This window comes from Burkholderia sp. AU45274, assembly GCF_030482505.1.
Classification (GTDB): Bacteria; Pseudomonadota; Gammaproteobacteria; order Burkholderiales; family Burkholderiaceae; genus Burkholderia.
Map to the genome: position 1 here is coordinate 357,904 of NZ_JAUJQE010000002.1, position 19,579 is coordinate 377,482.

18 protein-coding genes and 1 other RNA gene are annotated in these 19,579 nt (G+C 67.3%); 9 read left to right on the plus strand and 10 right to left on the minus strand.

Going from position 1 to position 19,579, the window contains the following annotated elements:
• Window position 1: 1 nt before the first annotated feature.
• Window positions 2-622: a helix-hairpin-helix domain-containing protein gene (locus QZM35_RS10455; protein WP_089425577.1), complete on the minus strand. Its 621-nt coding sequence runs from the start codon at window positions 620-622 to the stop codon at window positions 2-4.
• 286 nt (window positions 623-908) lie between these two features.
• Here QZM35_RS10455 and QZM35_RS10460 point away from each other — a divergent pair, with 286 nt between their 5' ends.
• Window positions 909-1,376 carry a MerR family transcriptional regulator gene (locus QZM35_RS10460; protein ID WP_089431170.1) on the plus strand — a complete coding sequence of 156 codons (468 nt, stop codon included), beginning with the start codon at window positions 909-911 and terminating at the stop codon, window positions 1,374-1,376.
• Window positions 1,360-1,794, plus strand: coding sequence for a carboxymuconolactone decarboxylase family protein (locus QZM35_RS10465; protein WP_301775876.1), 435 nt, complete (start codon window positions 1,360-1,362; stop codon window positions 1,792-1,794). Before QZM35_RS10460 ends, QZM35_RS10465 begins: the two co-directional genes overlap by 17 nt.
• A 19-nt stretch (window positions 1,795-1,813) precedes the next feature.
• Here QZM35_RS10465 and QZM35_RS10470 read toward each other — a convergent pair whose 3' ends face one another.
• The gene (locus QZM35_RS10470; protein WP_301775877.1) at window positions 1,814-3,730 is read right to left on the minus strand and encodes a sigma-54-dependent Fis family transcriptional regulator; all 1,917 of its coding nucleotides are present in this window, start codon (window positions 3,728-3,730) and stop codon (window positions 1,814-1,816) included.
• A gap of 529 nt (window positions 3,731-4,259) precedes the next feature.
• On the opposite strand from QZM35_RS10470, the gene QZM35_RS10475 reads away from it, so the two are divergent.
• From QZM35_RS10475 to lipA, 6 genes are all read left to right on the plus strand, one after another.
• Window positions 4,260-5,318, plus strand: coding sequence for an ATP-NAD kinase family protein (locus QZM35_RS10475; RefSeq protein WP_089425574.1), 1,059 nt, complete (start codon window positions 4,260-4,262; stop codon window positions 5,316-5,318).
• A gap of 58 nt (window positions 5,319-5,376) precedes the next feature.
• Window positions 5,377-6,153, plus strand: coding sequence for an SDR family NAD(P)-dependent oxidoreductase (locus QZM35_RS10480; protein ID WP_089456336.1), 777 nt, complete (start codon window positions 5,377-5,379; stop codon window positions 6,151-6,153).
• A gap of 77 nt (window positions 6,154-6,230) precedes the next feature.
• Window positions 6,231-7,214 carry a thiamine pyrophosphate-dependent dehydrogenase E1 component subunit alpha gene (locus tag QZM35_RS10485; protein ID WP_089425572.1) on the plus strand — a complete coding sequence of 328 codons (984 nt, stop codon included), beginning with the start codon at window positions 6,231-6,233 and terminating at the stop codon, window positions 7,212-7,214.
• Between the two features lie 54 nt (window positions 7,215-7,268).
• Window positions 7,269-8,273, plus strand: coding sequence for an alpha-ketoacid dehydrogenase subunit beta (locus QZM35_RS10490; RefSeq protein ID WP_043188229.1), 1,005 nt, complete (start codon window positions 7,269-7,271; stop codon window positions 8,271-8,273).
• A 4-nt stretch (window positions 8,274-8,277) separates the two neighbouring features.
• Window positions 8,278-9,393: an acetoin dehydrogenase dihydrolipoyllysine-residue acetyltransferase subunit gene (locus QZM35_RS10495; protein WP_301775878.1), complete on the plus strand. Its 1,116-nt coding sequence runs from the start codon at window positions 8,278-8,280 to the stop codon at window positions 9,391-9,393.
• Window positions 9,394-9,395: 2 nt separating this feature from the next.
• A complete protein-coding gene (gene lipA, locus QZM35_RS10500) occupies window positions 9,396-10,361 on the plus strand; it encodes a lipoyl synthase (protein ID WP_174972739.1) in 966 nt (321 codons plus the stop codon).
• Between the two features lie 11 nt (window positions 10,362-10,372).
• Here lipA and QZM35_RS10505 read toward each other — a convergent pair whose 3' ends face one another.
• From QZM35_RS10505 to trxA, 8 genes are all read right to left on the minus strand, one after another.
• Complete coding sequence (locus QZM35_RS10505; RefSeq protein WP_301775879.1) at window positions 10,373-11,734, minus strand: MATE family efflux transporter; 1,362 nt, start codon at window positions 11,732-11,734, stop codon at window positions 10,373-10,375.
• A gap of 2 nt (window positions 11,735-11,736) precedes the next feature.
• A complete protein-coding gene (locus QZM35_RS10510; protein WP_089425568.1) occupies window positions 11,737-13,569 on the minus strand; it encodes a glycosyltransferase family 39 protein in 1,833 nt (610 codons plus the stop codon).
• A 144-nt stretch (window positions 13,570-13,713) separates the two neighbouring features.
• Window positions 13,714-13,974 (minus strand): type B 50S ribosomal protein L31, encoded by a 261-nt coding sequence (locus tag QZM35_RS10515; RefSeq protein WP_006753671.1) that lies wholly within the window; start codon window positions 13,972-13,974, stop codon window positions 13,714-13,716.
• A gap of 157 nt (window positions 13,975-14,131) precedes the next feature.
• Window positions 14,132-14,965, minus strand: coding sequence for a zinc-dependent peptidase (locus QZM35_RS10520; protein WP_089425567.1), 834 nt, complete (start codon window positions 14,963-14,965; stop codon window positions 14,132-14,134).
• Window positions 14,966-15,003: 38 nt separating this feature from the next.
• The gene (locus QZM35_RS10525) at window positions 15,004-16,560 is read right to left on the minus strand and encodes an MFS transporter (RefSeq protein WP_089425566.1); all 1,557 of its coding nucleotides are present in this window, start codon (window positions 16,558-16,560) and stop codon (window positions 15,004-15,006) included.
• Window positions 16,557-17,057: a MerR family transcriptional regulator gene (locus QZM35_RS10530; RefSeq protein WP_089431164.1), complete on the minus strand. Its 501-nt coding sequence runs from the start codon at window positions 17,055-17,057 to the stop codon at window positions 16,557-16,559. Before QZM35_RS10530 ends, QZM35_RS10525 begins: the two co-directional genes overlap by 4 nt.
• A gap of 133 nt (window positions 17,058-17,190) precedes the next feature.
• On the minus strand, window positions 17,191-18,453 hold the full coding sequence (gene rho / locus QZM35_RS10535; protein WP_006478662.1) for a transcription termination factor Rho: 1,263 nt from the start codon (window positions 18,451-18,453) through the stop codon (window positions 17,191-17,193).
• A gap of 193 nt (window positions 18,454-18,646) precedes the next feature.
• Window positions 18,647-18,973 carry a thioredoxin TrxA gene (gene trxA / locus QZM35_RS10540; RefSeq protein ID WP_006402348.1) on the minus strand — a complete coding sequence of 109 codons (327 nt, stop codon included), beginning with the start codon at window positions 18,971-18,973 and terminating at the stop codon, window positions 18,647-18,649.
• Between the two features lie 402 nt (window positions 18,974-19,375).
• On the opposite strand from trxA, the gene ffs reads away from it, so the two are divergent.
• Window positions 19,376-19,474, plus strand: an RNA gene (gene ffs / locus QZM35_RS10545) — signal recognition particle sRNA small type.
• Window positions 19,475-19,579 lie beyond the last annotated feature (105 nt).

Here is a 19,579-nt window from a genome sequence, read left to right on the forward strand (position 1 = left end):
ATCAGGCGCCCGACGCCGCGGCGGCGGAGGCTGCCTTGTCCTTCTTGCTTTTCTTCTTCGAACCCTTCGTCGCTTTTGTCGACGACGCGGCGGCCGGTGCGCTCGCACCCGCATCGGCGGATGCCGCCGCTGCTGCGGCCGCTTTTTCCTTCTTCGTCATGCGCTTGGCCTTGGCCGGTTTCGCCGCCGTATCCGGCGCGCTTGCCGCCGGTGCCGCCGGTGCCGGCGCGGTGGCCGTCGTGCCGGCCGTCGCGGTCGTGGACGTCGACGCCGTGCCTGCCGACGTCGTGGCCGACGTGGTAGCCGATGTCGTCGCGGCCGGCTTCGACAGCTTCACGCCCTTCGGCGGCGTCGACGCGCCGCCGATCGTCAGGCCGTTTTCCTCGAGATGCCCGACCGACTTCGTGCCGAGGCCCTTGACGCGATTCGCGAGATCGTCCGCGTCCTTGAACGGGCCGTTCTTGGTGCGTTCGTCGATGATCGCCTTCGACTTCACGGGTCCGAGACCCTTTACGGACTCGAGCGCGGCCTGGTCAGCCGTGTTGACTTCGACGGCCGCGGCAAGGCCTGCGGCGAGCGACAGCGATAGCGCGACGAACAGCATCAGCAGCTTTTTCAGCATGGCAAAGGCTCCCTGGTTCTGACGGATGAATGGCTGTTGCAACGGACGGCGGCGTGACGCCCGGCCGGGCGTCGCCGTTAAGCATAGGACAAATGCGTGCCCTTTTTAAGACAGGCTGACCGAATCTTGCTGAAGGCTTGCGGCGCTGTAAAGACCGAAACCTGCGCCGGGCGGCGGTTTTGACCATTCTTTACGGTGTCGCCGGGGTGTCGCCGATGATCGTCGTACTGGCTGTTCGATAGCGCTTGACTTAGAGTGAACTCTAACTCCTAACCTTGTTCCTGCCATGTCGAAAACCGTAACCCAACCTTCCTCTGCCTCTGCCGGTCCGCTGACGATCGGCCAGGTCGCCGAAATGACCGGCCTGTCGACGCATACGCTGCGGTACTACGAGCAGGCCGGCCTGCTGCGCGCGATTTCGCGCACGGCGGCCGGGCACCGGCTCTATGCGCCGGCCGACCTGGACTGGCTGGCCTTCGTGATGCGCCTGAAGGCGACCGGCATGCCGATTGCGCAGATGCAGGCGTTCGCGGCGCTGCGCGCGCAAGGCGAGTCGACCTTCGGTGCGCGGCGCAGCCTGCTCGTCGCACATCACGAGGCAGTGCGCGCGCATATCGCGGAGCTGCAGGCGAGCCTCGATGTGATCAGCGACAAGATCGTGAACTATGAGGCACAGGAGCGGGAGATGGCACGACGGGCAAGACCTTCTCACTCTTTCTCGGAACAGGACGGACACAATGGAACGACTGGTTGAAGACCGCTACACGCGTGGCTGGAACAAACTGAAGGAAATCGACGGCGAAGTGGGCGAGCGCGTGATCGCGGCGCTCGCGCCGATCGCGCCGGACTTCGGGCGACTCCTGGTCGAATTCAGCTTCGGCGACATCTACAGCCGGCCGCAGCTCGACCTGAAAGCGCGCGAGATCGCGACGATCGCGGCGCTGGCCGCGCTCGGCAATGCGCAACCGCAGCTGAAGGTGCATATCGAGGCCGCGCTGAACGTCGGCTGCACGCGCGACGAGATCGTCGAGGTGTTCATGCAGATGGCCGTGTACGCGGGGATGCCGGCCGCGCTCAACGCGCTGTTCGCCGCGCATGAAGTGTTCACGCGGCGCGATGAAGCGGCCGGTGACGCGGCAGGCGCGAACGAAGCGGCCGGGCAGCCCGCATGACGAAGCGCGCGCCGGCGCGTCACGCGCGGTGCGGCGCGACGATCCGGTGCTTCGCGATGCGCCGGTACAGCGTCGCGCGCGAGATGCCGAGCGCCTGCGCGGCCGCGTCGGGCCGCCAGCGATGCGCGGTGAGCGCCGCGACGATGCGGCCGCGTTCGTCGTCGGGCAGCGTGCCGGGTACGACGCCGCCGAGTTGCGCGGCGATCTCGGCCGGCAGATCTCGCCGCGTCACGCGCGCGGCGTCGCACACCGCGCACGCATAGCGCAGCACGTTGCGCAATTGCCGCACGTTGCCGGGCCACGGATACGCGGCGAGCTGTTCGGCGAGCGTCGCATCGAGCGTCAGCACGTGGCCGGTGGCCTGCGCTTCCTCGGCGAATACGGCGGCGATCACGTCGCGCACGTCGGCACGCTCGCGCAGCGGCGGCAGTTCGAACGTCGCGCCGCTCAGCCGGTAGTAGAGGTCCTCGCGGAACGTGCCGTCGGCCACCATGCGTGCGAGATCGCGGTGCGTCGCGCAGATCACGTCGAGATCGACGCGCACGGGCGTATCGCTGCCGAGCGGCATGACTTCGCCATCGGCGAGCACGCGCAACAGGCGCGTCTGCAGCGCGAGCGGCATGTCGCCGATTTCATCGAGGAACAGCGTGCCGCCGTCGGCGAGCGCGATCTTGCCGCGTGCGCCATGCTTGCGTGCGCCGGTGAACGCGCCGGCCGCATAGCCGAACAGTTCGCTCTCGATCAGCGCTTCCGGCAGCGCGCCGCAGTTGACCGCGACGAACGGCCGCGCACGCCGCGCGCCGGCATCGTGGATCGCACGCGCGAATACTTCCTTCCCCGCACCGGTTTCGCCGAGTACGAGAATCGGCAGCCGCTTGCTTGCGACACGCAGTGCGAGTTCGGCCTGCTGCGCGATATGCGCATCGCTGCTGTGCAGAAACGGCGTCAGCGCGCCGACGTGGCGTTGCGCGCTTCCCGGGCGGCGCGAGGCCGTGCCGGGCTCGCGGCCGGTGCGCCGTAGCGGCGCACGCAGCCGCGCATAGAGCGGCGCGCCGGTCGCGCGCAGCCGCAGCGCGACGATCGCATCGAGCCGCGCGGCATCGCGCAGCGGCATCTCGGTCGCATCGAAGATCTCGTCGATATGGCGCGGTTCGCGCAGCGCCGGCAGCGCGTCGCGCGCCTGCCGGTTCGCGGCGACGATGTTGCCGCATTCGTCGAACGCGATCAGCCACTCGGGTTGCGCTTCGACGTAGTGACGATTCGGATGCCCGAACAGGATCCAGTGCTGCGTGGTGCTGTGCACGAAGTAGCCGTCCTCGATCAGCGCCGCGCTCTGCCGCACGAGCTGATAGACGAGACGCTGGCTGTCGCGGCCGTCGGGCGAATGAACGGCCGACGCGTCGAGCACGCCGATCAGCTCGCCGCCCGGCGAGAAGATCGGCGCCGCGCTGCAGGTGAGCGTCGTGAACGCCGCGCGAAAGTGATCCGTCTTGTGCACGGTGATCGGCGCGAGATCGGTCAGCACGTTCGCGACACCGCAGGTGCCTTCCTCGCTTTCCGACCAGCACGAGCCGATGTGCAGCCCCGCATGGCGGAAGTCGTTACGGCGCTCGCGGTCGATCCGGTAGTCGATCGTCACGCCGTGCGCGTCGGTCAGCATCACGCAGTAGTCGGCGACGCGGATCATGTCGTGCAGCCGCGTCAGGCACTGGCCCGACGCGCGCAGGAAGGCCTCCTCCTTGTCGCGCACTTCGCGCAGCTCGGCCGCGGTCAGCACGCGCGGGCCGATCGACGAAGCGGGGTCGAGGCTGTAACGCTCCAGCGACCGCTGCCACGACGACACGAGGCGCGTGGAGTCGGCCGGCGCGGGCAGGCGTCCGGCGAGCGCGCCGAGCACGCGGTCGGCGTGCTGGGTCTGGGGGACGGCGTAGGGCATGGTCGGCTCCGGTTCCGTACGGCGGGGATGCGATGTTCTTGTAGCACATCCCGTTCGACGGATCACATTGCATCGCAGCACGCGGCGAGCCTGAGACGTTCGTCTCACGGTATCGGGGGCTGTCTCGTGTCGTTGAGACGCGTTCATGTGCGACAGGCGGAGACCGTCCGGCATGACGCGGCCTGCGCGGCACCGCGATATGGCGGGGTTTGCGGGCAGGGCGGTGCGCTTGTGCCGGCGTCGCGGCGGCCGTTTCGTCGTATCGACGCGGTGAGACGAGCGGGCCGAATGGCCGCGCGCGCCGTCCTTCCCGCGGCGATTCCGGAACACCGGCATCCCCGTCGCGTCAGCATTCACAAGGGTTTCACGTTCATCGCACGCAGGGTGGCACGCCGCTTGCAGAGATCACGGGCAAGTCGGCGCGGTCGCGTCGACGACGATCCGCCGCCCGGCGATGGCAGCGGACGAGACAGGCAGAGTCGCGGCACGCCAACGCGCCGCGACAGGCCAACTGGATGGAGACGAACCCGTGACGATGCCCGTTACCGTCGGCGTGATCGCGAACCCCGCATCGGGGCGCGACATCCGCCGCCTCACGACGCATGCCTCCGTGTTTCCGACGGCGGAGAAGGCAAACATGATCGTGCGCCTGCTGGCCGGCCTCGGCGCGATGGGCGTCGAGCGCGTGCTGACGCTGCGCGACCGGACGGGCATCGCGACGCTGCTGCTGCGTGCGATCGACACGCACCGTGCGGTCGCGCCGCACGAGCGCTGGCCCGAGGTCGAATTCGTCGACCTGCCGATCACCGACACCGTCGCCGACACCCAGGCCGGCGCCGCGTACCTGCACCGGATGGAAGTCGCGCTGATCGTCGTGCTCGGCGGCGACGGCACCCATCGTGCGGTTGCAGCGCACTGCGGCGCGACGCCGCTCGTCGCGCTGTCCACCGGCACCAACAACGCATTTCCCGAGCATCGTGAAGCCACGGTCGCCGGCGTCGCGGCAGGACTCGCCGCGACCGGCGCGGTGCCGGCCGAAGTCGCGTTCACGCGCAACAAGCGGCTCGTCGTGCGCTGCGTGGCGGGCGCGCAGCCGGGGCGCGAGGAGATCGCGCTCGTCGACGTATGCGCCGCGCGGCAGCGCTTCATCGGCGCCCGCGCGATCTCGGGGTCCGCCGACATCGATTCGCTGTACCTGACATTCGCGGAACCGGACGGGATCGGTCTGTCCGCGCTCGGCGGCGCGTGGGCGCCGCTCGAACGCAGCGCGCCGCACGGGCTTGCGATGCGCTTCGCGGCCGATGGCGAGACCGCCGGCACGCCGCTCGTCGCGCCGATTGCACCGGGCCGCGTGGACCGCGTCGTGATGCGCAGTTGCGAGCGGCTCGAGCCGGGTGCGTGGCAGACGATTCCGTTCGAGCACGGCACGCTCGCGTTCGACGGCGAGCGCGAGATCGAGGTCGCGCGCGGCGATCGCTACGAGATCTCGCTCGACTGGTGCGGGCCGTTGACGGTCGACGTCGGGCGCACGCTGCGCTACGCGTCGTCACGCCAGCTGCTACGCGATGCCGGCGAGTGGCGCTATTGAGCAATGTTTTACCGAGTGACATTTCGACATCCATAACGATCGACAAGGAGACATCGCGATGACAGCCCCACTCGAAGGACAGGTCGCCATCGTCACGGGCGGCGCGCGCGGCATCGGCCGCGGCATTGCCCTGACGCTTGCCGGTGCGGGCGCCGACATCCTGCTGGCCGACCTGCTCGACGACGCACTCGACGCCACCGCGCGCGAGGTACGCGCGCTCGGCCGCCGGGCGGCGGTTGCGAAGGTCGACGTCACGCAGGCCGCGCAGGTCGACGCGATGGTTGCGCAGGCGCTCGCCGACCTCGGCCGGCTCGACATCCTCGTGAACTGCGCGGGCGTGATCAGCATTCATCCGGTCGGCGAACTGACCGAGCGCGACTGGGATTTCGTGATGGACGTGAACGCGAAGGGCACGTTCCTCGGCTGCCGGGCGGCGCTCGCGCCGCTGAAGGCGCAGGGCCGCGGCCGGATCATCAACGTCGCGTCGATCGCCGGCAAGGAGGGCTTTCCGAATCTCGCGCATTACAGCGCATCGAAATTCGCGGTCGTCGGCTTCACGAACGCGCTTGCGAAGGAGGTCGCGCGCGACGGCGTGACCGTCAACGCGATCTGCCCCGGCATCGTGCGGACGTATATGTGGGACCGGCTGTCCGACGAATGGAAGACCGACGGCGAATCGGTCGAGGAATCGTGGCAGCGGCACCAGTTGACGCTGATTCCGCAGGGCCGTGCGCAGACGCCGGAGGACATGGGCCGGCTCGCGCTGTTCTTCGCGACGATGGACAACGTGACGGGCCAGGCCGTGAACGTCGACGGCGGCTTCACGTTCCACTGACGGCCGCCGGCCGTGCAATCCGTCGCCGCGGCCCGGCCGCGGCGGCATTCGCAGTCAGACCTACTCAGGAGACACACATGACCGCTTCGACACAGCTCAGCAGGGACAAACTGCTGGACGCCTACCGGCTGATGCGCACGATCCGCGAATTCGAGGAGCGCCTGCACGTCGAATTCGCGACCGGCGAGATTCCCGGCTTCGTTCACCTGTATGCGGGCGAGGAGGCGTCCGCGGTCGGCACGATACTGCACCTCGGCCTCGACGACTACGTCGCGACCACGCACCGCGGCCACGGGCATTGCATCGCGAAGGGCGTCGACGTGCACGGGATGATGGCCGAGATCTACGGCAAGAAGACGGGCGTCTGCCACGGCAAGGGCGGCTCGATGCACATCGCCGACCTGTCGATGGGGATGCTCGGCGCGAACGGGATCGTCGGCGCGGGCGGCCCGCTCGTCTGCGGCGCGGCGCTCGCGGCGAAGCACAAGAATACCGGCGGTGTCGGCGTGTGCTTCTTCGGCGACGGCGCATCGAACCAGGGCGTGATCTTCGAATCGATGAACCTTGCGTCGGTGTGGCGGCTGCCCGCGATCTTCGTGGCCGAGAACAACGGCTATGCGGAAGCGACGTCGTCGAGCTGGTCGGTCGCGACCGACAACATCGCCGATCGCGCGAACGGGTTCGGGATGCCGGGCGTGATCGTCGACGGCTTCGACTTTTTCGCGGTACATGAAGCGCTCGGCGAAGCCGTCGAACGCGCGCGCAATGGTGGCGGTCCGACGCTCGTCGAGGTGAAGTTCACGCGCTATTTCGGCCACTTCGAAGGCGATGCGCAAACCTATCGCGCACCGGGGGAAGTGCAGAAGCTGCGCGACGAGAAGGACTGCCTGAAGCATTTCGAAACGCGCGTCGTGCGGGCCGAGGCGCTGACGACCGCCGACCTGCGCGCAGTCGATGCCCAGGTGAAGGCCCTGATCGACGATGCGGTCGCGCAGGCCAAGGCCGCGCCGGTACCCGACGCCGCCGACCTGCTGACCGACGTCTACGTGTCGTACCCGTGAGCGCGGCCTGATACCGCGGCCGGCACGGCGAACCGAACATTCCAGGAGACAGACATGGCAAGGAAGATCACTTATTCGCAGGCGATCAACGAAGCGCTCGCGCAGGAAATGGCGCGCGACGACAGCGTGATCGTGATGGGCGAGGACAATGCAGGCGGCGCGGGCGCGCCGGGCGAGGACGACGCGTGGGGCGGCGTGCTCGGCGTGACGAAGGGGCTGTTCCACAAGTTTCCGGGCCGCGTGCTCGATACGCCGCTGTCGGAGGGCGGCTACATCGGCGCGGCGGTCGGTGCTGCCGCGTGCGGGATGCGGCCCGTCGCGGAGCTGATGTTCATCGATTTCATGGGCGTGTGCTTCGACCAGATCTTCAACCAGGCCGCCAAGTTCCGCTACATGTTCGGCGGCAAGGCCGTGACGCCGGTCGTGATCCGCGCGATGTACGGCGCAGGCCTTCGCGCGGCCGCGCAGCATTCGCAGATGCTGACGTCGCTGTTCACGCACATTCCTGGGCTGAAGGTCGTGTGCCCGTCGACGCCGTACGACGCGAAGGGGCTGCTGATCCAGGCGATCCGCGACAACGATCCCGTGATCTTCCTCGAACACAAGCTGCTTTATACCCGCGAAGGCGACGTGCCGGAGGAGTCCTATGCGATTCCGTTCGGCGAAGCGAACGTGATGCGCGACGGCGACGACGCGACGATCGTCACGTACGGCCGGATGGTGCATCTCGCGATGGACGCGGCCGCGAAGCTCGCGAAGGACGGGATCCAGGTCGACGTGATCGACCTGCGCACGACGTCGCCGCTCGACGAAGAAACGATCCTCGAAAGCGCGGAGCGCACCGGACGCGTGGTGGTCGTCGACGAAGCGAACCCGCGCTGCTCGATCGCGACCGACATCGCCGCGCTCGTCGCGCAGCGTGCGTTCCATGCGCTGAAGGCGCCGATCGAGCTGGTGACCGCGCCGCATACGCCCACGCCGTTCGCGAGCGTGCTGGAAGACCTGTATATCCCGTCCGCTGATGCGATTGCGCAGGCGGTCCTGAAGACGAGGAGCTGACACGATGTCGATTCACATGATCACGATGCCCAAGTGGGGGCTGTCGATGGAGCAGGGGCAGGTCAACGGCTGGCTGAAGGCGATCGGCGAACGCGTGACGAAGGGCGATGAAGTGCTCGACGTCGAGACCGACAAGATCTCGTCGGGCGTCGAATGCGCGTTCGACGGCACGCTGCGCCGGCAGGTCGCGCAGGAAGGCGAGACGCTGCCGGTCGGCGCGCTGCTCGGCGTCGTCGCGGCCGCCGACGCGAGCGATGCCGACATCGACGCGGCGATCGCCGAATTCCAGCGCGATTTCGTGCCGAGCGCGGCGTCCGACGAAGCCGCGGGCCCGCAGCCCGAGAAGGCGCAGATCGGCGGCCGGACGGTGCGCTTCCTGAAGCTCGGCGAAGGCAGCGGCACACCCGCCGTGCTGATCCACGGCTTCGGCGGCGATCTCAACAACTGGCTGTTCAATCACGCCGATCTCGCCGCGCACCGGCCGGTGTGGGCGCTCGACCTGCCCGGTCACGGCGAGTCGGGCAAGGCGGTCGAGACGGGCAGCCTCGATGAACTGGCCGACGCGGTGCTCGCGCTGCTCGATGCGAAGGGCATCGACCACGCCCACCTGATCGGCCATTCGATGGGCGGTGCGGTCGCGATGGCGGCGGCCGAGCGCGCGCCGCAACGGGTCGCGTCGCTGACGCTGATCGCGAGCGCGGGGCTCGGCACCGACATCAACCGCGCTTACATCGACGGCTTCGTCGCCGGCAACAGCCGCAATACGTTGAAGCCGCACCTTGGCGCGCTGTTCGCGGACAACGCGCTGGTCACGCGGCAGCTCGTCGAGGATCTCGTCAAGTACAAGCGCCTCGAAGGCGTGCAGGCCGCGCTGGAGAAGATCGCGCATGCCGCGTTCGACGGTGCCGCGCAGCGGCGCGTGTTCCGCGACCGGCTCGCGACGCTTGCGCCGCGCACGCTCGTGATCTGGGGCGAGCACGACCAGGTGATCCCGGCGCAGCACGCGCAGAGCTTGCCTGACGGCGTGCGTGCCGAGGTGATCGCCGGCAGCGGGCACATGGTGCAGATGGAGGCGGCCGCCGACGTGAACCGCCTGATCGTCGCGTTTCTCGGAGACTGACGGTGGCCGCCGCGCTCGAACGACCCAGCCTTACCGCGCTCGGCCAGCCGGGCGCGAGAAGCCGTGACAAGCTCGCGCGCATTCCGGTGCGCGTCGAGCCCGCGGCCGGTGCGGCGTTGCCGAAGCCGCCGTGGCTGCGCGCGCGGCCGATGATGAGCGCGGCGGTCGCCGACATGGCGGCCGTGCTGCGCGATCATCGGCTGCATTCCGTCTGCGAGGAGGCGATGTGCCCGAACATCGGCGAATGCTTCGCGCAGCGCACGGCGACTTTCATGATCATGGGCGGCCTGTGCACGCGGCGCTGCCCGTTCTGCGACGTCGCGCACGGCCGTCCCGAACCGCTCGATGCCGACGAGCCCACGCGGCTGGCCGATGCGGCCGCGGCGCTCGGGCTGCGCTACGTCGTGATCACGTCGGTCGATCGCGACGACCTGCGCGACGGCGGCGCCGCGCATTTCGCCGCATGCATCGCGGCGGTGCGCGCGAGCGTGCCGGGCATCGGCGTCGAAGTGCTGACACCGGACTTCCGCGGCCGCGTGGCCCGCGCACTCGATGCACTGTCGACGGCCTGGCCCGACGTGTTCAACCACAACATCGAGACGGTGCCGTCGCTGTATCGCGCGGCGCGGCCGGGCGCCGACTATCGCGGCTCGCTCGAACTGCTCGCGCAGGCGAAGCAGGCACGGCCGGAGTTGGTGACGAAATCGGGGTTGATGCTCGGCCTTGGCGAGTGCGACGACGAAGTGCGCGACACGCTGCGCGACCTGCGTGCGCATGACGTCGACGTGCTGACGCTCGGCCAGTATCTCGCGCCGTCCGCGCACCATCTGCCCGTGCGGCGCTACGTGAGCCCCGACGCATTTGCCGCGTGGCGCGACGAGGCGCTGTTGCTCGGTTTCAGGGAAGTCGTCGCCGGCCCGCTGGTGCGGTCGTCGTATCACGCGGCCGACGTGCTGGAGGAGACGTAGCGGGCGGCGCGTCAGGCGGACGTGGAAGCAGCGGCGTGCGCACGACTGACGCGGCGCAGGTACAGCACGAGCCCGGCGCCCGCGAGCATCAGGCTGATCGTGTTCGCGAACCAGAAGCCGCGCGCGCCGGTCAGCCATGCGGGCGCGATGCCGCCCACGTCGAAACCGAGCACGTAGCCGCCGCTGAGCCCGACGCCCCACAGCGCGACCGCATAGATCACGGTCGGCACGACCGCGACCTTGTAGGCGCGCAGCACGAACGCCGACGTGACCTGCAGCGCATCGAAGACGTGGTAGCACGCGACGATCGCGACGAGCGGCATCGCGGCCGCGGCGACGGCCGGGTTCGGCGTATAGCCGCCGATGATCAGCGGGCGCAGCACGAACACGAGCAGGCCGTAGGTCGCGGCGATGCCGCACGCGAAGATCACGCTGTGCCGGCCGAGCAGCCGGGCTTCCTCGGGCCGTCCGGCGCCGAGCGCGCGCGCGACCAGCGTCGACGCCGCCACGCCGATCGACAGCGGCGTCATGTACAGCACCGCGCCGATGTTGCCGGCGATCTGGTGGCCGGCGAGCGTCGTCGTGCCGAACTGCGCGATGAACAGCGCCATGCACGTGTACGACGTGACCTCGATCAGGTACGACAGGCCCATCGGCACGCCGAGTTTCAGGATCGCCTTCTGGCGCTCCCAGACCGGCCAGCAGAAGCGCGAAAAGATCGCGAGCGGCGCGAACACGTCGAGCTTCGCGAGCAGCGTGTAGCCGATCAGCGCGAGTGCCCAGTTGATCAGCGTGCTCGCGAGCCCGCAGCCGGGGCCGCCGAGGGCCGGCACGCCGAACCCGCCGAAGATGAACCACACGTTGAGCGGGAACTTGAGCAGCAGCGCGCCGATCTGCAGGATCATCGCGAGGCGCGGCTTGCCGGCCGCGTTGGTCAGCGCGTTGTAGATGCGGAAGACGAGGCTGGCGGGCAGCCCGTACGACAGGATGCGCAGATAGTCGACGGTGCGGTCGTGCAGCGCGGCAGGCGTGTGCGCGACGCGCAGCAGCGGTTCGGGAAAATGCAGCAGGAGAAAGCCGGGCACCGCGAGCAGCAGCGCGAGCCACAGCGCCTGGCGCACTTCCTCGCCGATCTCGGCATAGCGCCGCGCGCCGTACAGCTGCCCGGTGATCGGCTGCAGTGCGGACAGGATGCCCGTCAGGCCGATATAGATCGAAATGTAGATCGACGAACCGAGCCCGAGCGCGGCGAGATCGACGGCCGAGTAGCGCCCGACCATCGCGGTGTCGATCACGCCGAACGCGATGATCGCGAGCTGGCCGACGAGCACCGGCCACGCGAGCCCGACGATCCGGCGGATGTCGCCAAACATCGTCAATCGGCCGGCTGGCGGCGCGGCGGACGCCGCTTGACGGGCGTCTTCGGCCGTTCGATGCGCTCGTACAGGCGGAAGCGCTCGTCACGGTCGGCGGCGCGGCGGCCTTCCCACACGAGACGCCACACGTATTGCGACATCGAGCTCGGCTCGCCGAAGTCCGAGCGGTCCTGGCGCAGGATCACGTCGCAGTCGCCGGAGAAATCGAAGCGCATGTTGCCGAAATACGCGAAGGTCGCGATCTGCGCGTCACCGAGCCGTACCGGCGAGATGCACTCGTAGTCGGACGGCAGATGCACCGCGATCTGCTGCGCGACGTCGCGATAGGTCCGGCCGTAGTTGACGATCGGCAGCCACAGCGTCATCAGCAGCACCCACATCAGCGTGGTGCCCGCACCCGACAGCACGACGCTGCGCCACAGCACTTTCGGCTGCCGCGAGATGCGCCAGCGCACCAGGAAGCACCAGCACACGGTGGCGATCACCGCGCAGATGAACGACAGGATCTTGAAGTGCGGCTCGTAGCCGGGCACGAGGCGGGCGAGGTTGCGCGCGAGCGGATGCGGGAAGCCGGTGATCGATGCGAGCCACACGAGCCACACGAAGGTGCCGAGAATGGTGAAGCTCAGCACCGCGAACCAGTCGATCGCGTTGATCGCGCCGCGCTTGAGGGTCGGCAGCGCGAACGTCGCGAGCACCGCGAGCGGCGGCAGCAGCAGCATGTACATGCGGTTCGACTGCTGGCTCTGCAGGATCACGAGCGCGACGAGCGGTACGGCGACCGACAGCGGAATCGCGACGTGCGCACGGCGGCGCATGCCGGCCCAGCTCCACCATGCCCAGATGGCGAGCGGCCACGCGGGCCACGTGAACAGCGGCAGGTTCTTCGCCGCATAGCCGAGCACCGCGGTCGGCGGACCGGAAAAGCGCATCAGGCTGCCGTGGATCCACTGGTTGAAGAACCATGCGGCATCGTCGGGCGCCGCGACGAATGCGGCCAGCGGCCACAGCGCGAAGATCGCTGCCGCGAGCGGCACGCCGACCAGCGGCAGGCGCAGGTTGCGCATCTCGGGCGTGACGAGCCACAGCACGGCCGTGCCGGCGAGCAGCGCGACGACCAGCACCGGATTGCCGGATAGCGCGACGAGGCCCATCGCGAGGCCCCACCACAGCGCGCCCTGCATCGGCTTGTCGATGCCGCGCACGATCCCGTAGACGAGCATCGCGATCCACGCGAACTGCGCGAGCTGCGGCGTCGTTTCGTGCCCGCGCTCCGCGAGACCGAAGCAGGCGACGAGCACCAGCAGCGCGCCGTCGGCGAGCGTGCGGCCGTAGTCGCGCGGCTCGGGCTCGCCGCCGAATGCGTACTTGAACGGCTGGACCTCGGCACGCCGGCCGAGCAGGTAGGCCGCGTACCAGACGAATGCACACGCGACGCAGAACAGCACGCCGGTATCGACGCGCGACGCGTTGCTTGCGTCGACCCACGGGCCGAGGCCGCGGATCGACAGCGCGCCGAGCCAGTAGCCGAGCGGCCCGTCGGTCGTGATGAACTTGCCGACCAGGTTCGGCAGCAGCCAGTCGTGCCAGCCGCCCTTGGCCATCGTCCACATCACGCCAAAGCCTGCCGCGTCCTCGTTCTTCCACGGGTCGCGGCCGAACAGGCCGAACGCGGCGTAGACGAAGCAGAGCGTGAGCAGCAGCCAGCGCGGCAGCGCGCGCGTGGCGGAGGCGGTGAGACGGACGACAGGCTTCATGCAGATGAGCGATTTGTTATGGGCGGGTGGCCGGCGCGGATGCGCGCGGTCGAGCCGGTTTCGAGCATCCGGCATTGTAGACGCGCCCGCTGTTGCGCGTCAGGTCGATGCCCGGGCGCCGGCTGGCGCCTGCCGGGCGAGCAGAGACAAAAAAGGGCAGCCTGGGCTGCCCTTTTGTGCGGTACCGGTGCAATGCAACCACCGGATGCAGTGCGAAGCTTACTTCGCCTTGCCGCTGGCGCGAACGCCGAACTTGTTCTTGAACTTCTCGACACGGCCTGCCGTGTCCATGATCTTTTGCTGACCCGTGTAGAACGAGTGCGATTCCGACGACACTTCGATCTTGGCGAGCGGGTAGGTCTTGCCGTCGAGTTCGATGTTTTCGCGCGTCTGGATCGTCGAGCGCGTGATGAACTTGAAGCCGTTCGACATGTCTTGGAAGACGACTTCGCGGTAGTTCGGGTGGATGCCTTCTTTCATGGTCTTTCCTTGGTGAGAGCGGTAGCCAACCCGCCGCTTGCCGTGCCGGAACGCGCACATTGCGCAAACCAGACGACGCCAAGCCCGGCGCGAGCCACTTGCCTAAGGTCGAAAAACGGCGATTATGCCAGAAAATCAGATGGTTGACGAATAATTTTCACGGTGCGTCGAGCGCGCCGGTGCCGGCCGGATCCTGCCGGTAGTAGCGCGCGAGCAGCCGGTACAACTCCGGAAATTCGGACTCGAACGCCTTCGGCCGGACGAACAGCGCTTCACTGCATACCGCGAAGAATTCCGACGGGTGGTCGGCGGCATAGGGATCGATCAGCGAGTCCCGCTCGAAGCGTGCCCACGCACGGTCCGGCACCGCGTCGACGCGCGCGCAGAACTGGTCGTACGCGTGCTCGAACACGTCGGCCCAGGCCTGCGCATCGAGGTGGGGCGCGTGCCAGCGGCGAAATAGGGGCGGATAGCCATCGGCCGCGCCGTTGACCATGTCGATCTTGTGCGCGAACTCGTGGATCACGACGTTGTACGCGTCGTGGCCGTCCGTCATCTGCGCGTCTTCCCAGGACAGGATCACGGGGCCGCCTTCCCAGGCCTCGCCGCTTGCGTCCTGCTCGACTTCGTGCACGACCCCGTCCTCGTCCTGCACCGTCTTGCGTATCACGAATTCGCCCGGATACACGACGACGCCGACCCAGCCGTCATACAGCGACAGATCGAGATTCAGCACGGGCAGGCAGGCCTGCGCGGCGATCGAGACGATCATCGCGTCGGTCAACTCGAGCCCGTGCGCGGTCGAGAACGATTTCTTCGCGACGAACAGGCTCGTCAGTTCGCGCAGCCGGCCGAGCGCGTCGGGCGGCAGTGCCGCAAGGAACGGCAGGCGCTCGACGGTTTCCTGCCACAGCGCGTCGGAGATCGGGTGGCTGCGCAGCGCGCGGTCGCGGCGGCGGTCGTCGAACCAGCGGGTCAGTTTCGAGAGCATGAAGGCGGCTCGCGGAAATCCAAAGCCTGTCTTTTAACTCAATCGATCTCTTTTTGCCATGCCGCAAAAAGGCCGCCGACGAGCGCCACGCCCGCCAGGAAGTAAAAGCCGTCGAGCGACGCGAGGAACGACGCCTGTTGCGCGACCATGCGCGCGATCGACGCGATCGCGAGGCCGTGCGCCTCGTTCAGCGCATGGCCGGCGGCGGCATAGCTGTGCGTCAGCGCATCGACGGTCTGCTGGAACAGCGGATCGAACACGTTTGCACGCTCGACGAGCCGCGTCTGGTGCACGGCCACGCGGTGCTGTTCGACGATGATGACCGACGACGTCGCGAACGAGATCGTCAGTTGCCGCACGATGTTCTTCAACCGGTAGCCGTGCGTATATTCGTCGATCGCGAAGATCCGGAATGTCAGGTTGGCCACCGGCAGCACGATGAAGAGCAGCAGCAATCCGCGCAGCAACAGCGGGACGATCAGCGCGGCTTCGCCGACCTGCGGCGTCATCCGCGTCATCCACAGCGCGGCCGTGATGGCGATCGCGAACCCCGGCACGACGAACCACTTCTTGTGCGTGACGAATTTCGCGTAACGCAGGTACGCGAACAGCGCAGTGGCTGAAATCAGCGACATCGTGCCCACCAGCCGCCCGGCGTTCTCGACCGGATAGCCGAGCCCGCTTTCGAGAAAACGCGACGTCAGGTAACTGAAGCCCGTCGACTCGTAGTAATAGAACATGTAGAGCAGCAGCCCGACCTGGAACGTCCGTTCGCGGAACGCGTGCAGGCGCACGAGCGGCGTCGGATGATGCCACTGGTGATACGCGAACCACGCAAGCGCGCCGATCCCTGCGATCGTCAGCAGGATCAGCATCGGCGAGCCGCTATAGAGCTGGTAATGCACCTGCTGCAGCACGATCTGCAGCGCGCCTTGCGCGAGCGCGAACACGACATACGGCCAGAAGTGTCCGGAGCCGCGTTCGTCGTCGGGTGTCCGGCCCGAATCGGGCAGCGTGAGCAGCGCGAGGATCGCGAACGCGATGCCGGCTGGCGCCGAGCACGCAAACAGCGCGCGCCACGTTGAATGTGCGACGAGCAGGCCGCCCACGATTGGCGCGAGCGCGCTGCCGAGCAGGATCATGATCAGGAACGCGCGTGTCGCGGGCGGCCGTTCCTGCGGCTTGAAACTGATCTGGATCAGGATCCGGCAAGCGCCCATCATCGGGCCGATGAAATAGCCCTGAAAGCCGCGCGCGAACGCGAGCTCGAGCGACGTGTCGGCGAGCGCGGCCGCGATCGCGCCGAACGAGAACATCAGCATGCAGCCGGCGACGTAGCGGCGATGGCCGAGCCGGTCGACCCACCATTGCTGCTGCAGGATGCCGAGCACGGCGGTGACCGCGTAGGCGCTCGACGACCACACGAGTTCATCGGGCGATGCGTTGATGCCACCCGCGATGTAGCTCGCGAAGAACGAGAAGATCGCGTTGTCGAAGTAGTCGATGCCGGTAACGAGCGCGAGCGCCCACGGGAACAGGTCCGCGCGCAGGTTCGCGCGGCTCCACAGTGGCGAGCGACCGGGCATCGCGCTCACTCGCGCGCCTTGCGCGTGCGCCGCGTGCCGGCTTCGGCCTGCCGCTGCGCGATCAGCGCATCGGCGTTTTCGCCGGCAAGACGCCGTTCGACGTAGTCGATGTCGTGCTGCAGTTCCTTGCGCAGCGCGACGGCTTCCTTCAGTTCGCGCTGGACGGCCGCGATCCGCCGGTCGAGTGTGTCGACCTGGTCGGCCAGGCCGGTCCGGATGTCGCGCAGCGACGCGTCCGAATAGCGGCGCCGGCCGTCGCCCGTTTCTTCCAGCGGGCGCTTCAGCATCTCGGTGATGCCATGCAGCGAGAAACCGAGCGCGCGCAGCCGCAGGATGCGGGCGAAGCGCTCGAGGTCGGCCTCGTCGTAGAGGCGGTAGCGGCCTTCGCTGCGCGACGGCGTGACGAGCCCGCGCTCTTCGTAATACTTCAGCGTGCGCGGCGTGACGCCGAGCCGTGACGCCGCATCGCTCACGGTCAGCAGCGGGGTGGAGGTGTCATTCGGCATCGGGAGGACGAGGGAGTTCGGACGATGACGCGATTATAGATCAACCTGTACGTTCACGTTCAGGTTGGCACCGAAAAACGGCCGCCGGGCAGGATGCGCGGGCGGCCGTTTTTGGAGTGCGGGGTGACGGTAATCAGCCGCCGCGGCGCATCAGGTCGAAGAACTCGGAGTTGCTCTTCGTCTGGCGGATCTTGTCGAGCAGGAATTCCATCGCTTCGACTTCGTCCATGTCGTGGATGAACTTGCGCAGCACCCAGATCTTCTGAAGGATCTCGGGCTTGATCAGCATTTCTTCGCGACGCGTGCCCGACTTGTTCAGGTTGATCGACGGATACACGCGCTTTTCCGCGAGACGGCGCTCGAGGTGCACTTCCATGTTGCCGGTGCCCTTGAACTCTTCGTAGATCACGTCGTCCATGCGGCTGCCGGTTTCGATCAGTGCGGTGCCGATGATCGTCAGCGAACCGCCTTCCTCGATGTTGCGCGCCGCGCCGAAGAAGCGCTTCGGACGCTGCAGTGCGTTCGCGTCGACACCACCCGTCAGCACCTTGCCCGATGCCGGGATCACGGTGTTGTACGCGCGTGCGAGACGCGTGATCGAGTCGAGCAGAATCACGACGTCGTGCTTCATTTCGACGAGGCGCTTGGCCTTCTCGATCACCATTTCGGCGACCTGGACGTGGCGCGTGGCCGGTTCGTCGAACGTCGATGCGATCACTTCGCCGGCGACCGAGCGCTGCATTTCGGTCACTTCTTCAGGGCGCTCGTCGATCAGCAGCACGAACAGGATCACGTCCGGGTGGTTCTGCTTGATCGCGTGTGCGATGTGCTGGAGCATCACGGTCTTGCCCGACTTCGGCGACGCGACGAGCAGGCCGCGCTGGCCCTTGCCGATCGGCGCGATCATGTCGATGATGCGGCCCGTGACGTTTTCCTCGCCGCGCATTTCGCGTTCGAGCGACAGCGGCTTGTTCGGGTGCAGCGGCGTGAGGTTCTCGAACATGATCTTGTGTTTCGAGGCCTCGGGCGGCTGCCCGTTGACTTTGTCGACCTTCACCAGCGCGAAGTAGCGCTCGCCGTCCTTCGGCGTGCGGACTTCACCTTCGATGGTGTCGCCGGTGTGCAGGTTGAAGCGGCGGATCTGCGACGGGCTGATGTAGATGTCGTCGGTGCTCGCGAGGTACGACATTTCCGGCGAGCGCAGGAAGCCGAAGCCGTCCGGCAGCACTTCGAGCGTACCGTCGCCGAAGATCGTCTCTCCCGTCTTGGCGCGCTTTTTAAGAATGGCAAACATCAACTCCTGCTTGCGCAGGCGGTTCGCGTTTTCGATCTCCAGGCCATTGGCCATTTCGATCAGTTCGGAGACGTGCAGAGACTTGAGCTCGGATAAATGCATACGGAGAACCCGCCAGGGAGGAGACGACGAAAGAAATAAAGGGAGGAGGGCGAGCGGAAGCGCTCAGAGACTTAAATGCGTCTTGTAGACGTTTTTTAATTCTAGCATAGGCCGATTCGCGCTTGAGCGAGCGATCGGCGGCTTGTCGACGGACGTGTTGCCGGCTGACAACACGTCCGCGGAACTGCCTGTATTACAGGTGGCTGTCCAGGAATGCGGTGAGCTGCGACTTCGACAGCGCGCCGACCTTCTGCGCGGCGGCCGCGCCGTTCTTGAACAGGATCAGCGTCGGGATGCCGCGCACGCCGAATTTCGCGGGCGTTGCCTGGTTGTCGTCGACGTTGATCTTCGCGATCTGCAGCTTGTCGCCGTAGTCCTTCGCGACTTCGTCGAGGATCGGGGCGATCATTTTGCACGGGCCGCACCATTCGGCCCAGAAATCGACGAGCACGGGCTTGTCGGATTTGACGACGTCCTGTTCGAACGATGCGTCGCTGATGTGTTTGATCTGTTCGCTCATTGGGTCAATACCTCTTACGGTTCGGGGACTGCCTGCTTGCGCGTTGCGGCGTACCGGCTGCCGTGGGCGGCCGGCCGCTGCGGCAGGTCACTCCACTCTCCGGAAAGGAGGCGTGTAAGCGCTGCATGCCGCGGCTCGCGGGTCGTTCGGGCGTCATATTAGCCTAAATTGCTATCTGCTGCGGGCGGCGATAGTAGCCGCTACGCGAGTAGGGGTACGACGCGACGTTCGACCGTTGTGTCCAGCAGGTGGAGGCCGGCTCGCAAATTACAAGGGGGGACGTGCAGGCCATCGGCGTCGGGTGAGCTTCGTGGCCCGGTGCGCGTCGGTTTGTCGGGTCATATTCGCATTGGTGCGAACAAACGGTCGCATTCATCCGGAAGCGGTGATAGAATATGCCGTGACGGGCCTCCTCGCATGGTGGGGCGGTGAACCTGGTCAGGTCGGGAACGAAGCAGCCACAATCGTTTTCCGCCAGTGCCGAGGGTTGGGCTCGTCACCTTCCATCTCGCCCCGTTCGCCGGGCGTTTTTTATTTCTGCATCCCACTCCGTTTTACCTGCGCGTTTGCCTGTCTTCCGCACCGTTTCGCGTGTCGGCGCGACGC